The sequence below is a fragment of the Flammeovirga yaeyamensis genome (genome assembly GCF_018736045.1).
In the GTDB taxonomy this organism is placed as follows: domain Bacteria; phylum Bacteroidota; class Bacteroidia; order Cytophagales; family Flammeovirgaceae; genus Flammeovirga; species Flammeovirga yaeyamensis.
In genome coordinates this window covers 23,442-40,724 of record NZ_CP076133.1, presented here as the reverse complement: position 1 = coordinate 40,724, position 17,283 = coordinate 23,442, and the positions used below count along the sequence as shown (strand labels likewise).

At 37.1% G+C, this 17,283-nt stretch carries 5 protein-coding genes; all 5 read left to right on the top strand.

The genetic code is table 11. From position 1 onward, the window contains the following. Nucleotides 1–27 precede the first annotated feature (27 nt). A complete protein-coding gene (locus tag KMW28_RS20710) occupies nucleotides 28–2,070 on the top strand; it encodes an IPT/TIG domain-containing protein (RefSeq protein ID WP_169662452.1) in 2,043 nt (680 codons plus the stop codon). A gap of 215 nt (nucleotides 2,071–2,285) precedes the next feature. Further along, on the top strand, nucleotides 2,286–3,914 hold the full coding sequence (locus KMW28_RS20705) for an arylsulfatase (protein ID WP_169662453.1): 1,629 nt from the start codon (nucleotides 2,286–2,288) through the stop codon (nucleotides 3,912–3,914). Between the two features lie 46 nt (nucleotides 3,915–3,960). Next, nucleotides 3,961–8,187, top strand: coding sequence for a PKD domain-containing protein (locus KMW28_RS20700; protein WP_169662454.1), 4,227 nt, complete (start codon nucleotides 3,961–3,963; stop codon nucleotides 8,185–8,187). Then, nucleotides 8,184–12,749 (top strand): IPT/TIG domain-containing protein, encoded by a 4,566-nt coding sequence (locus KMW28_RS20695; RefSeq protein ID WP_169662455.1) that lies wholly within the window; start codon nucleotides 8,184–8,186, stop codon nucleotides 12,747–12,749. The genes KMW28_RS20700 and KMW28_RS20695 overlap by 4 nt, the downstream gene beginning before the upstream one ends. Before the next feature lie 248 nt (nucleotides 12,750–12,997). Then, nucleotides 12,998–17,185 carry a PKD domain-containing protein gene (locus tag KMW28_RS20690; protein ID WP_169662456.1) on the top strand — a complete coding sequence of 1,396 codons (4,188 nt, stop codon included), beginning with the start codon at nucleotides 12,998–13,000 and terminating at the stop codon, nucleotides 17,183–17,185. Nucleotides 17,186–17,283: the final 98 nt, after the last annotated feature.

The following is a 17,283-nucleotide window of genomic DNA, read 5'->3' as shown; positions in this document are numbered from 1 at the left end:
ATTATTATAACTTTAACTTTTACTTTTATGAAAGGATTACAACTACTCAGCAAAATGAGTAAGTTGATGCTTACTACACTAGTGATAGGATTAGCAACAACTTTTTCCGTAAATGCACAAGAATATTTAACGAAAGATCATGATACAGGAGTAACTACTTTTCCTGATTTACAAGATTACACACCCAATGCAGGCTTTCCAGGAGATACGATTACAGTAACAGGTACAAATCTACTTACGAAGATCAAAACCATTAAAATTGGAGCTGCAGAAGCAGAAATTATTACTGAATCTACAGATACAGAATTGTATTTTGTAGTACCTGAACCTGACATGGATGCTGAAAAAGATACCATCAGTTTTACTACAGACGATGGTTCTATTTTTGGTTCACACCAACCTTTCTTATATCCTAAACAATATTCTGATGCAGAACAATTGGTAATGTATGAGCCATTTGAAGATGCACCATATGGTGGTGGTACACTATGGTGGGGTGTTGATGCGAACAAAGATTATCAAGAGCACAAAGAGATTGATTATTCAGGTTCTGCTTCTAGAATCTGGTTTGGGGTAAAAGAAGCAAAGTATGAAGGTGCCTCTCAAAGAGCAGTTTATGGGATGAAAAAGGATAAAAACATTATCATCTCTAAAATCAATACGTTAGGTTTAGAAAATATCAGATTATCTTTTAGTATGGGATACTGGGGTTGGTTAGTATTAGAAGGTCAACTTAAAATGTATTATTCAGTAGATGGTGGTGAATATATTGAATTTGGTGGTTCTTCAATGCCTTATGGTATTGGTGGAGATATGAATTTAGTAAGAGTAGGTTTTAAACTGCCTGCTGCAGAAAACTTATCAATTAAGTGGGAAGTTGTTCAAGAAGTAGAACAATTCATTATGATTGATGATGTGAGAATCACAGGTTACCCTGAAGGTGCAGCTCAAATCACAGGTATCGAACCTATGAAACAAAAAGTAGGTAAAGAAGTACAAGTATTGGGTTCTTCATTAACTAACGTATCTAAAGTTTGGTTAGGAGAAATAGAGGTAACAGAATTCACTACTTCTCAAGACGGTAAATCACTATCATTAGTAGTACCATTTGGTGCGGATACAGTAGGAAAAGCGCAAGTATTAATTGAAAGAACTGAAGGTGGTAATGTTACTTCTGTAGAAGACTTAGAAGCATTATCAGCATTACCAGCAATCAACGCATTTTCTCCTGAAAGAGGACCAATTGGCGGTTTAATTTACTTACATGGAGACAACCTCTATAACATCGAAAGCTTAAAATTTGGAGATGTTGAAGCGACTGAATTTATGTCACTAAATGATACTGTAGCAGAGGTATATGTTCCAGAAGGAGCGACAACAGACTTTGTAGCGGTAAAAACATTCAATCACGAAATGGATTCTACCTCTCTAGAAGAATTTATTGTTGATTTAGCATTCCCAATTATTACAATCACTGCTTCTGCTGATGAAGCATTTGAAGGTGATGATGCTATTGAAATCAAATTAACTACTAGTGCAGCTGCTTTATCAGAAACTAAAGTAATGCTAGCTGTTTCAGGTGAAGGTATTTCTGATGATGATTACGAACTAGATAAAACAGAATTAACTATCGCGGGTGGAGCTTCTGAATCTGATTTAGCCATGTTAAAAATCTTAGAAGATGGTGATGATTTTGAAGAAGAAGAAACACTTGTATTGACTATGGCTTCTACAATTGGTGAAGGTGCTGTAATTGGTGAGGCAAGAAGCGTTTCTATCTTAATCAAATTACCTGATGGTCCAACTTCTATTGATCTTGAAAGAGCATTGGATAAATTAAAAGTGCATGCCGAGAATAATCAATTAAGCTTATTCATGGAGAATAAATTGAACTTAAAAGAGGCTCAAATTAGTATCTATAATGCAGAAGGTAGAATCAATATGATCTCTCTTGTAAACGTTGTAAATGGTCGAGCTACTATCAATGCACAACACTTACAAAGAGGTATGTATATCATCCGATTAAATACTGGAAGCGAGATTCTAACAGGTAGATTTATCCACCAATAGTAACAAGACTTTAAAAACTGTATTAGTATGGACGTTGCATTGCAACGTCCATACTAAGCAGTAACCGACTATAAAGAGACAACAAGGAGACTATAAGGAGGTATCACAAGTGCAATTGAACAATAAACTTTTTAATGCTTTTGTGATACCTTTTTACTAACAACGATTGAAGGCGAACGATTTTTTAGCCTCGGGACTTACTTAATTATAATGATATGAAACGAAGACTTTTACTACTAGCTGGGGTAATTATATCCTCATTCTTGGGTTGTTCACCTCAAAAAGGACAAGTAGAAGAAACTAATCCAAGACCAAACGTAATTCTTATCCTGGCGGATGATATGGGCTACTCAGATTTAGGTTGTTATGGAGGGGAAATTAAAACACCTTCTATTGATCAACTTGCAGACAACGGCATGCGATTAACCCAATTTTATAATGCATCACGTTGTTGTCCAACAAGAGCGAGTTTGTTGACAGGATTATACCCACACCAAGCCAATATGGGTTTCATGCAAGAGGATTGTCACCTACCAAATTATGGAGGTTATATTCCTAATAATGCAGTAACTATTGCTGAAGCACTAAAACTAAACGGTTATAATACAGCCATGTCTGGTAAATGGCATGTAGGCAATAAAGAAGAATATTGGCCTACAAAAAAAGGATTTGATAAATTTTACGGGTTCCCCCATCATGGTGGTGCGTACTTCTACCCATTCCCAGGAGATCAAGTAGTGGCTATTAACGATAGTCTTTTAGCACATCCTGGAGAAGACTACTATTCTACTGAAGCAATTAACGAATATGGTGCTCAATTTGTAAAAGAAATGAGCCAAAAAGATGCTCCTTTCTTTTTATACTTAGCACATGTTGCTCCTCATTTCCCATTGCAAGCGAGAGCTGAGGACATTGCAAAATACAGAGGAAGTTACAAAAGAAATTTTGAAGAGGTAAGACAAGAACGCTTCAAGAAACAAAAAGAATTAGGCATTATTCCTCAAGATTATCCTATCTCTAAGACAGATCGATTGGTAGAAGATTGGGATAAATTATCTGAGGAAGAAAAGGACGATTACGATTTGAGAATGTCTATCTATGCGGCACAAATCGAAAACATGGATAGAGGTATTGGAGAGTTAGTAAATACCCTAAAAGAGATCGGAGAGTTAGACAATACTATGATCATTTTCATTTCTGATAATGGTGGTACGCGTGAAGATTATTCATGGGGCGATCCAAATATTCCTCTAGGTCATCAAGGATCATTTGGTTGTTATAAATTACCATGGGCCAATGTCAGTAATACTCCTTACAGAATGTTTAAACATTGGGGACACGAAGGCGGAATTAGAACACCTTTCGTAGTACATTACCCAAAAATGATTCAACCAAAATCAATTGATAATCAACCTGCTCATATTGTTGATGTGATGACTACAATAATGGAGGTGACCCAATCAGATTACCCAACAAAAGTAGGTGAAAATGATATACAACCTATGGAAGGGAAGTCTTTACTACCTATTCTAGCAGGTAATGTAAGAACGGGACATCAAGGAATTTTTTGGGAGCATGAAGGCAACAAAGCAGCTAGGCTTGGTGATTGGAAATGGGTGAACATTTACCCTGAAGGAACAGATGAATTATATCATTTATCAGAAGATCCAATTGAAGCACACAATATAGCTAGTCAACATCCAGAAAAATTAAAAGAACTACAAGAAGCTTGGCAAAATTGGGCAGACCGTGTCGGTGTAGTACCATGGGAACAAGTTTTGGAACACGAGCCTTCTCAAGGAAGACTTCAAATTTGGTACGAACAACCTGTGCCAAAAAGCTAATTATCTCAACCAGCATTCTGAACACTTTTTAGACAAAAACTTAATTATGAATTTAATATCATTTTTTAGATCAACTTTTATTTTGATCTGTTTGCTTGCCTTCCAACAGAAGGTAGCTGCACAATGGTATAATACAAACCCCGGACATGGTGGACAGTTACAACACGTAATATGTGATCCAAATATTGACGGAAAAATGTACTTGTGTAGTGATATGGAGGGATATTATGTCTCTCACGATTATGGACAGAAATGGATTTATGTTCCCTCTGCTCCATTTAATAATGTGTTTAATATTGCAGTTGCACCATCAAATTCAAATACTTTATTGATGGGTTCTACCTATGGTGTGGCTTTATCGAAAGACGATGGTGAGAATTGGGAAGTATTGGATGAAGCCATTGGTTATCCGGTACAAGCCATGGCTATAGATCCTTCCAATGAAAATAATATGTACTTCGCTCCATCTTGGTTAGAGGATGAAGTGAGAGACTTTTCGGCTACTGGTGTAAGAGAAGTATTTTCCACAGTAGATGGAGGTGCAACTTGGCATAAAACAAATTTTGAGGTGGGTAGTGGCAAAAGAAATGTATTAACCATTTCTGTTCACCCATCAAATGGAGAGGTGTTACTTGCAGCACAAACAGGTTTGTATTTATCCAACGATAACGGTAATAGTTGGACAAAACAAACAGCTCCTAACAATACAGGAGATTGTATGGGTGCCACCATTACAGAAGATGGTCAGTGGGTATATTCCCTTTTCATTAGAAATGATGGAAACTCTGGATTATATGTAAAAAAATACAATGAATCGGATTGGACGGAATTGGATGCAAATGGTTTGATGCAGCAAAAAGATCAAACGCATTGGCGTCCTATGATTTCAGGTAAAAGTACAGCCACACAACATTATGTCATGATGGGTACTTTTTACAGAGGAGGAAATAACGAAGAGAATGCTTTATTAGAAGGTACATTCTCTATTTCAGGTGATGTAGTGGCAGGTACTATTTCTGAAGTATTCAAATATCCTGGAATGGATATCAAAGAGATTGGTTGGAATGCCTACCAAGGAGTTTCTAGAACATATAGTTATTACCCTGCATCATGGACAAATCATTCGTACACAAGAGGTGCATTTATTATGTCACAACAATCGGCCTATGTAGGTGATGTAACCGATGAAGGAACATGGGATTGTGTAACATCAACGTATGTAAAAACCTTAAATGGCAGAAGATTCTTTAGAACAAACGGTACAGCATCAACTTATAACTGGGATATGACAGGTTATAAAAATTATGTGGTGCAAGGTATGGCCGATAATGGTCTAGTAGAAAGTTATGATGGAGGGGAGACATGGAATCAACCATCAATTGTATTCCAAGGAAACTGGAACTCTGATGCATTGGAAACTATTATAAAGGATGGTGAAGATCCATTAATTCTAGCAGCAACAGCCAATGGTTTTGGTGGAGCGACAGATAAATGGGACGGTCGTCTATTGATGAAACGCCTGACTAATTTAGATGGTCCAAGTAGTAACTTTTCTGTATTAATTGATGGTAATACGCAAGCAAGAAGAGGTTTAGAAGATCAAAATAGAATTAGTTCAATTCATAGCGACCCTTTGATGCCGGAAAGAGTATATGTTTCCACTATTGGTGGTGCTTATGTAACGGACGATATCTTTGAGTTGATCAAAGGGAATTCAGCTTACTATTTTAGAAAAATTTCTAATGGAGCAGCACAATCACAAGGTAGAAGAATCATTTCCGATCCCAACGACTCGGATGTAGTCTATTTAAGATGTGGAAACGGTACATTTAGAGGAGATAGACAACCTAGTGGTGATTATGTGTGGACTAAATTATTAATCAATAATTCAGATGCTGGCTTAGAAGGTCAGTGGGGATCTAATGGTGATTTAACCACTTGGGCTGATGGAGAAACGTCTTATCTTTTAGTGACGAAAGGAAATTCATCTAACGAAGATTACGAATTGTGGTTATCTGCTGATAAAGGAGCAAACTTTACAAAAGTAGTAGATAGAGCAACTGCACTTCAATTTAGAAACCCAGAATGGTTAGATACTTTTAATAAAAAGACAGGTTTCGGTGGTCTTGTGGGACAGAATGATGAATTCTATTTCACCTTCCATTCAAGAGAACACGGAGAGGGAATTACAAGAGGTATTTCTTTCTTAAAAGCCAAGATTGGTAATACTTTAGACGACATCACTTTAGAAGATCTAACTGGAGATTACAATGGTAATTATATTGAATTCCCAGTGGCTCGTAGAGGTAAAATCTGGAAAGATGATAATGAAAAACAACACCTGTATATTGCTACTATGGGTACGGGTATGTGGAAGTTGGCCTTACAAAAGCCTGAAGCACCTGTTGGAGTAATTAAGGTGGATCAAGATAAAGCACAAATTCCTGCAACCATTCAATTCGATGCCTCAGAATCTATGCCTTTTGAAGGAAGATCGATTGAGAAATACGAATGGGATTTCGGAAATGGTGCCACTGCAGAAGGGACAACAGTAAACTATACATATGAAGAAGAAGGAGTGTATTCTGTCACTCTTGTGGTGACTGATAACTTGGGTGATCAAGGCCGAACTACCAAAAGAATTGAGGCGATAGATTTACAAGTGAGGAGTGTGATCAAATCGACACATACTACTGGATTCTCACCATTGTATATCGGTTTAGACGGTACTGATTCAAAATCAACAGAAAGTGAAATTGTAGCTTACCGTTGGATGTTAAATGGTCAGGTGGTAGCTGAAACAGAAAAATACAATCCATATCATCCCGATGCAGGTACTTACAAATATATCTTAGAGGTAGAAAATGCCAATGGTGAAATGGCAAAGGATACTTTAGATTTGGAAGTATTACAGTTCACAGGTGAATCAAGCGGTTACAAACGTTTGATGCGTGAAGACATGGAAGGTTTTTCAATTATTGATCCTAATGATAACGGACAAATGTGGGGTGGTCTGCCAAGACATGCAGAATTTGCAGATGATAATACCGCGAGAATTCATTTCGGTCCCAATTGGGGAGTACATGCAAGTGCTGGATATGAACAAGCCTCTGGGTTATACTCTGCATTTATTCAAAATGATGAAGTCTTCTCTTTACAAGGATTTGATATCTCTGGTCACGATCATGTAAAGATATCATTAGGGATGATGAAATTTTCTGTCGTAGATGGGAATGCCGTAGCCAATGAGGACAATGGTGAAAGCTTAAAAGCTGAATGGTCTACGAATGGAAATGAGTGGAATGAAATAAATCTTGCCAATAAGTTTACTTACAACAATGAAGAAAACGGTATTTGGTATTGGGTGGAATTAGATGAACAATTTCCTTCTGTAGAAAATTTAAGATTGCGATTTACAAGAATTGAAGATGCTAACAGTTTAAATACACTTTGGAGAATAGACGATATTTATTTTGGTGTACCGACAGGTGTAACAATGGATGCTCCAACAGTAAATATTACGACATCTAAAACTTCAGTAGATAGAAACGAAATGGTTACGCTTTCTGCAGAAGTATTCGGTACTGCATCAAAAATTGAGTGGGATTTTGGCAACGATATGGACATCGCTTTTGGCCTTGGACCTCACGAAATCTCCTATGAGGAACTTGGAAAATATGATGTAAAAATCAGAGCAATCAATCATATGGGAGATCGTCAAGAAACGGTAACCATCCGTGTTTCAGATCAATTCCATGACATAACAGGAGAAGTTCATCCAAGCAAAGAGGAAGTGTTCATGAACGAAAATGTGGTGCTTGTTCTAGATCATAATGGAGAAGTATTTAAATACGAGTGGGATTTTGGAGAAGGAGCCGTGGCAGAAACCACTGAGGGAGAAGGTCCACATGTGGTCAAATATTCTACTTCTGGAATGAAAAGCATTTCCGTGAAAGTCACGACAAGAAGTGGTCAGGTCTTTACCATTGCAAATGATGATGTGTTGATGGTAAAAGAATCTGATATTACATCATCAGATGATCTGCTAAAACCACAAGTAGTGATCTATCCTAATCCGGCATCAGAAACTATCCAATTGAAAGGAGTAATTGATGGATCATTAGAGATCATCAATCTTCAAGGACAATTGATGCAAGAGAGTTCATTTAAACAAAATGAAACGATCAATTTAGAGTTACCTAAAGGAATCTATTTTGTGAGAGTGTATCAAAATGCTTCATTAATTCACCGTCAAAAACTGATCATCAAATGAAACAATCACTAATAAAAATATATCTTTTGTGCTTTGCTCTGTGTTTTGCAACACAGAGTATAGCACAAGAAATTACAGACTTTTATCCCAAAGAAACAACTACCTCAGGCATCGTTACTGTAGTAGGTAGTGGTTTATCGAATATGAGTGGGGTAGTGTTTAATGGTATCGATGTGTTATATAAAGAAAAGGTTTCGGACACCCAAATTATTTTTGCCGTTCCTCCTGGAGCGACCACAGGTACTTTCTTTATTAAAGGTCCAGATGTTACTTCTACAGAGGAAGTAATTGTAGATAATTTCTCTAAGGAAACACTAGGATCCATCGATTTTACGAATGCATCGGGTAAAGATGGAGATGCTACATTAGACCCAAGTTCTCCTTACAATTTCTATCAGGTGAGTGGTTCTGGACTTGCTTTTGGTAACAATGGTTATAGTGGTGGAGCTGGAGATAATCTGGGAATTTATCAAGGAGCTTCGGGTGTAAATTATGGTGTGGTGAATTCTGCAGATCCAGGGTCTGTGATCATCATGGATGGGATCAGTACAGAAGGATATGGAGAGTTATCATTGGCCTTCGGTTTTTCTAAATGGAAAGATATTGACCCAAGAACAGGGGTGAGTATTGAATATAGAGACAAAGCCAACAATGGCTCATGGACAGCATTTGATATCCCTTATATTAAAGGACAAGTAAATAAATGGTATTATTGGATTCTTTCGGATGGAATGATTCCTCAAACCTCTGATTTAGAATTTAGATTCACATTAGTTGACCCAGAATTTAGATATAGAATTGATGACATTAGTGTGATGGGTAAATTATTACCTCCTTATGCCAACTTCCAAACTTCTAACTTGTCAATTAACGAAAACGATGCTCCAACAGAAATTGAAGTATCATTAACAAAAGCAGCTGCAGAAGATATCACCCTAACATTATCAATCTCTGGAACTTTAGAAGAAACTGATTTCTCTCTAACAGATATGGGCGGTGTTAATGCTGAAAATACGATCACAATTTTAGCAGGTGAAACAATAGGTAAAGCACTTTTAAGTGTAGTAGATAATGATATTGAAGAAGACACAAGAACACTTGATATTGAGATCGCTTCTGCCTCTTCATCAGTAGAAATTGGTCAGAAGAATCAGATCACTATCACAGTATTTGATGATGATTCTCCAGCTACTTTATATAACCTTACTGTAGATAAAAGTGAAATTGTAGAAGGTAGTGGAGAAACGATAGAAGTGACTGCCTTGTTCACTAAAGAAGTGGAAGGTGATCAGACAGTTACTTTAGAGTTACCAGCAGATAGAATACATCAAAGAGCATATACATTAGGTACAGATTTTACTTTTACAGTAAATAATGGAACTAAGATGGCTACAGCGACATTTACTGTAGTTGATGATGAAGTCCTAGAAGTTTCAGAGGAAGTTGAGTTAAGTGTGAAATCTATTGAGGGCGGTGCTCTAGTGGGAGATCCAATTCCATCAGTTTCATTTATGGTGCATGATGACGAATTACCAAAAGTATCCCTTTCAATTAGTGAAGATGTAGTTTCAGAAGCTGATGCACCTGAAGTGATGATTACTGTTACATCTGAAGTACCATTAAGATCAACAGAAACCATACAGTTTTCGATTACAGGAACAGGTATTGATCAAGACGATTACGAGGTCTATAGTAGTACTGGAGATAAAGGTGTAGCAGAATTCATTATCAATGCGGGTGAATCTCAAGCGACAGCAACGATTAAAATCATTAGAGATGGGGAAACGGAAGGGAATGAAATCATGGATTTTGATATTACTTCAGCTACTTCCGGTATTCATACCGATTTTCCTGAAACAGTATCACTAACCATTTTAGATGAGTATTTTGAAATGTTCGTCTATGGACCAGAAACATTTGGTTGGAGAGAAAACCCTAGTATCGAAACTTACTATAATAATGGTTATTTTGATATCGCTGAAATTGCTTATTCAGGTACAGCGAGAATTGGTAAACGAACTGCGGCAGAAGGTTCAGAGCAACAATTTGATAGTTATGTCAACTTCGAAGGCAATAAAACGACCAACATTGTGATGTCTGGTTTAAATACTTTAGCACATGATGATTTAAGATTAGGGTTTGATTTACTTCCTGTTCATACTAGAGGTCAATCTAATGCTGAAACTGATTTTACAGTAGAATATTCTACAGATGGCGGTATTACTTTTAAAGCATTATTATTAGAGTGGAACCACACAGGTACTAAGGTATTTGAAAGAATGCAGGTAGCAGGTTTCTTACCTCAATCCGATAATCTGACTTTACGTTTTACCAACTTGGAAGACAATAACGACATCGGTTGGTGGATGGATAATATGGGTGTATATCATGATAATCCACGTCCTGAAATTACTTTGTCTGTGGATAAAAATTGGATATTGGAAGCTGATGAAGAAGTGGTTACTCTAACAGCAACTTTGTCGGAAGCATTACCAACTAATGAATATGTTTTCTTAAATAACGCTAGCGGTATTCACATTGTGGATGGTGAAAGTGTGATGATCATGGATAAAACATTATTCTTCCCAGCGGGTACTACAGAGGTTTCTACAACAATAAAAGTATATGATAACGATGTGGAAGAATATGGCAAGCAATTACATATTTCGGCTACATCAACGAGTGCGGGCATTTCGGATCGTGTTATTCCTCATCAATTAGTGATTGATATTTACGATGATGACAAGCCAGGTCCGGGTGAGTATTTCTTCAAGGAAACTTTAAATAACCCGAATAACTTAGAACCAAAATCATGGGGTGACCGTCTTCCTCCAACCTACTTAAACAGAAGCAATCGTCCATGGTCAAATATGAATGACCACGTTCGTTACCAACACTTCTGGAATGCGAAAGACTTCCTGATTACAGGTAATGCAAATATTTCATGCGAGAGTCTCTTAGGAGGTATGTCGAAAGAAGAACACTCGGATTGGAATATGGGCGCAGAGAAGTACGAAGGTGCATCTGGAGCCCACTATTTCTTCTTCAATGAGAACGGTATGTATGTTATTTTCGATAACATCAATGTGTATAGACCGGGTACTACTTTACGATTTGGTATGTATCGTTTCGAAAACTGGAATACAGATGGAAGTGAGCTAATTGTAGAATACTCTACAGACGGTTTACGTACTTGGCATCAAATGACTTTCGATGGTCTTCCTTATCAACCGAATTGGTTTAGAGTAACCATGAACGAAGACATTCCAATGTCGGGTAATGTGGCTATTCGTTTTAAAGTGGAGAACCTAACAGGAGCCAATATTGTAAAAGTGGATGACATCGAGATTATTGCGAGAGAAACAAAAATTACATCTATCTCAAACGATTATGCGAAACGTGGCGACGAGATTGTGATTAAAGGGGAAAGCTTTATTGGTGTAAATTCTGTTCAAATTGGTAACGTTCAATATACTTCAGAACACTTTACCGTAGAGAATTCAACAACCATTAGATTTACAATTCCAGCTAACTTAGAACAAGGTGGATTGATAAAAGTAAATACTTCTTATGGACAAGCGGAAGGTCCTCTGTTTACGTTGGACGATAGAGCATTGGCTTCTTTATTCATCGAAAAGAACGAATTACAAGAAACAACGCAAGAACAAACAGTGATATACGCAGAATTGGATGTTCCTGCTCGAGAAGATAGCTATATTCAATTGGCACTTTTATCGAATCCAGACGATATCACTTTATCATCAGATAGATTGTTTATTGCAGAGGGTGAGACAATGTCGGAAGAGGTGACAGTTACAGCAGTATTGGATGATTTTATTGCAGAACCAGATGAAATTGTAACGATCGGAATGTCTAGTGTTATAAGTGGTCATGTAGATATTAGTACGCCTTCTAATGTAGATGTGACGATCATTAACGAACATCGTTTCCCTATCACTTATAGAGTGATCGCAGCAGATACACTTTACGAAGACACAAGAGATGAAGTATTGGTGTTTGCCACCACTCCGTTTGCGTTACCAGAAGCTGTAGATATCAATTTTACCATTTCTGGAACAGCAGATAAAAACGACTATACTCTCAATAAAGAAACACCAACAATTCAGTTTGGTAGAGGAGATCAAATTTCTGATACTTTACATATCAAAGTTGTGAATGATGGAGTGAGAGAAGAATTAGAAACTTTGGTGATTTCATCACAAGAAGATATCACAAGCGAGGTGTTCATTATTCCGTCTTACGAGAGAATGTTCTACATCAAAGATGGACATTTCTATGAAGATGAAGAGCAGCCTCCATTAAGTATCGAAGATCAGATGAAGTGGATGAAAGTGTGGTCGGCCAAAGGTCAGCTGAATATCATTCATCAGAAAGATAAGGCCATTGGTGAGGTATATGTTTACAACACCACAGGCCAATTGATACAGACTTGGAAATCAAATACACCACAGTTTAGTCAGCCTTTCCCTTACAGAGGTATTTATATTGTGAGAATATTTGATGGAGAACAAGTATATAACATAAAAGTGATCGCGAAATAACAGTAAAAAAGTCAATGCTAACGACTTGGGCCACCTCATAAATTTGAGGTGGCCTTTTTGTAAGTAAGAGATATACAGTAGATTATGTTTCTTTGAGTAGTTGAATTTATCCGATTCTAGAAAATGAAAGACTTTTCTAATCACTTTTTACATAATTGATGTTGAGAAAAGAAATGAAATTTTTTAGCTATAGATCAATGACAAATAATTACTTCACTACGATTGTTTTGTTTTGCTTAGGACTACTGATGAGTAGTCAATTACAAGCACAATGGAAAAATGCAAACCCCGGGCACGGGGGGCAATTACAACATGTAGTTTGCGATCCGAATATTGACGGAAGAATGTACTTATGTAGCGATATGGAAGGCTACTATTATTCTGAAGATTACGGTCAGAAATGGCATTATGTTCATTCTTCGCCTTTTAATAATGTCTTCAATATTGCTGTGGCTCCTTCAAATTCTAACACCATGTTATTGGGAGCAACGAATGGTTTTGCAGTATCAAAAGATCAAGGGGATACTTGGACGGTCCAAGAAGGTTTTAAAAACATTCCGATCTCTGCAATGGCCATCGATCCTTCAGACGAAAACAATATGTATGTGGCTCCATCTTGGTTGGAGGATGTGGTGGGGCACTTCTCTCAAAATGGAGAAAAAGCAATGTATTATTCTAATGATAGAGGATCTACATGGAACAAAAAAGTATTTAGTGGTGTGAGCGGAGAGCGTAATGTAAATACCATTACTGTACATCCAACAAATGGAGAAGTTCTTTTAGCGGCTACAGAAGGTTTATTCTTATCATCTGATAATGGTGCGAACTGGAATAAATTAGAATCACCATCAAATACTTCTTTATGTAGAGGAGCAGACATTACTCCTGATGGTGAATGGGTGTATGCGTTATACGTAAGAAATGATAATAACTCTGGTTTGTATGTCAGAAAATATAACGAAACCACTTGGACAGAGTTAGATGCCAATGGGTTACTTCAAACAAAAAATCAAACACACTGGCGACCACTTATTTCTAAAACAAGTACAGCAACAGAGCATTTCATGTTAATGGGTACATTTAAGAGAGGTGGAAATGGAACAGAAAACGCTTTACTAGAAGGAAGATTTACAGTGGCAGGAGATGTTGTATCTGGCGAAGTGGTAGAAGTGTTCAAAAATCCAGGAATGGAGATTCAAGATATTGGTTGGAACGATTATCAAGGCGTCTCTAGAACGTATGATTATTATCCTGCATCATGGACGAATCATTCGTTTACTAGAGGTGCTTTTATCATGTCTCAACAATCAGCTTATGTTGGGGATGTGACGGAAACGACGACTTGGAATTGTGTGACATCAACCTATGTGAAAACATTAAATGGTCGCCGTTTTTATAAAACAAATGGTACGGCATCTACTTATAACTGGGACATGGTGGGCTACAAAAACTACATCGCTCAATTAATGGGTGATAATGGTATTGTAGAAAGTTATGATGGTGGTGATACCTGGAATCAACCCACAATTGTGTTCCAAGGCAATTGGAATGCAGATGCAGGTGATGTAGTGTTAAAAGAAGGACATGATCCATTATTATTAGTAGGTACGGCGAATGGTTTTGGTGGGGCACAATCGGAGTGGTCAGGTAAGTTCTTGATGAAAACACTGACGAATTTATCGGGACCATCTGATCAATATAAAGTATTAATTGACGGAAAATCACAAGATTTAAAAGGTTTAGGCGACCAAAACCGTATTTCAAGTATTCATTCAGATCCATTGAAACCTGAAAGAGTATACATATCTACAATTGGTGGTGCTTATGTAACTGATGATATTTTTGAATTAATCGAGGACAATAGCGACTATTATTTCAGAAAGATTTCGAATGGAGAAGCGAATAGTCAGGGTAGAAAAATATTCTCTGATCCTAATGATTCGAACATCGTTTATTTGAGATGTGGAAATGGTACATTTAGAGGACAACGTCAGTCGAATGGAGAATATACTTGGACGAAATTATTGATCAATGGATCATCAAATGGTTTGGATGGACAGTGGGGATCGAACGGTGATATGGCCATTTGGTCTCATGGAAATAAGAGTTACTTATTAGTGACAAAAGGGAATTCATCCAATGTAGATTACGAATTGCATTTGTCGGATGATAAAGGTGAAAACTTTACCAAGGTAGTAGATCGTGCAATGGCAGAACCTTTTGGAATGCCTGAATGGGTGAGTATTTATAATAATAAAACTGGTTTTGGAGGTTTAGCAGGTAAGGAAAACGAGTTTTACTTTACTTTCCATGTACGTGAAAATGGAGAGCAAATGTCGAACGGTATTTCATTCTTTAAAGCAACAATAGGAACGGATCTTTCGGATATCACTTTAGAAGATTTAACTGGTACAAAAGGACAAAACGATTTAGAATATCCTTTAGCAAGAAGAGGTAAAATTTGGAAAGACGAAAACAATAAAGAACACCTTTATATTGCCACAATGGGTACAGGTCTTTGGATGCTACCGTTACAATCAGAAACGCAACCAGTAGGTGTTATAGAAACCAATCAAAATCACAGTCAAGTACCTGTAGAAGTAGAATTTGATGGAAGTAATTCTTATGCTTCATCAGGAAGAACAATTACTGCCTACGAGTGGACGTTCAACGACGAAGTGATCTCTACAACAGATAAAGCAACTATTACTTTTCAGGAAGATGGTGCTTATTCAATCTATCTAAAAGTAACTGATGATACTGGAGAATCAAACACTGTAACTTATCGCTTTGTGGGTGTAAACGATAATGTGAAGACAGTCATTACAGCATCAGAAACAATGGGTTATGCACCTTTGTATGTGAAATTAGATGGAGAATCATCCTCAAGTGATCAGGGTGAAATTGTAGGCTATACATGGTATCACGATAGTGAAACTGTAGGCACATCCTCTTCTCTAAATGTTGATTTCCAAACTGCTGGAGAATATTTATATGTCTTGGAAGCTGAAGATGTCAATGGCAGAAAAGCATTGGATTCTTTAGTAATTCAAGTGTATGATTACGATGATGGGAAAATATATCAAACCATGTTCACAGAAGACCTGGAAGGATATGTGTACACAGGTGTCTTCGACTGGGAAGTATGGGTAGGAGCACCTAAATACGGAACCTTGGCAGATGATAATGTTACGAAAATTCATTACGGGCCACAATGGGGAATTCATGGAAGTTCAGGTTATCCTAATGCTTCGGGCAATTACTCTGCTTTTATTCAAGCCAATGGAGTATTTTCATTAGAAGATTTAGATGTATCTGGAGTAGATAATGTCAGATTATCTTTTGGAATGATGAAGTGTTCTGTTATTGATGGAGAGGCACTTCAAAATGAAGACGATGGGGAAAGTATCCGATTTGAATATTCCACGGATGGAGTGACTTGGACAGAAGTGTCATTGTCAGGTCACTTTGATTATGTGAATGAACAGAATTCAGTTTGGTATTGGGTAGAATTGGATGAAGAAATTCCATCGGTAGATAATTTACGTTTACGTTGGACCAAGCTAGATGATAGTGATCCATACAATACACTTTGGAGAGTGGATGATATTACTTTTCAATCGGCATCTACTTTAGAATTAAAAGCACCAACCGTAACGATTTCTGCATCATCATTAGAAATTGATAGAAACGAATCGGCGACTTACCAAGCGGAGGTTTTGGGTACTGCAAGTACTATTGAATGGGATTTTAAAAATGAAGAGACAGCTTCAGGACTTGGACCTCATGATGTAGTGTATACCGATGCGGGTAACTATGAGGTAACAGTAAATGTGAGTAACTCAAAGGCTCAAGTTGCTAAATCAGCTTCTCTAACGGTAAATAATAGTTTTGGAAGTATAGAAGCAGAACTCTCTGTAGATAAAGAAAAGGCCTACAATATAGATGATGTTACATATTCTATCACACATAATGCAGATGGTAATCTTCAATATAAATGGACTTTTGGAGAAGCGATCAAACACTCGGAAGCAACTGAATATATTACAGAAGTGACGACCACAACTCCATCTGTTACCATACAGTATTTAGAACCTGGTATGAAATCAATAAATGTGACCATCATCACAAATGATAATAAGCATTTTGATTTTTTCGGAGAGGATATAATTGAGATTGAAATAATAGACTTATTATCAATAGATGACATCCATAAATATGGGGTGAAAGTGTATCCCAACCCAATAGAAAATGATTTTAGAATCAAAGGTATATCATCAGGATCTTATCAAGTGATCAACCAAATAGGACAGGTCGTTTGGGAAGGACAATTCCAAGAATTAGAAACGATAACCTTGGAAATTCCGAAGGGGATTTATTTCATGAAAATATCGGATGGGGAGAAGGTAATGACCCATAAATTTATTCGAAAATAACGAATCCTCAGTATTCTAAAACTGAACAAGTTAAATCCAGTGTTATATATAACTCCCACATTTTCAGTATTTACTATTGGATGTGGGAGTCTTTTTTC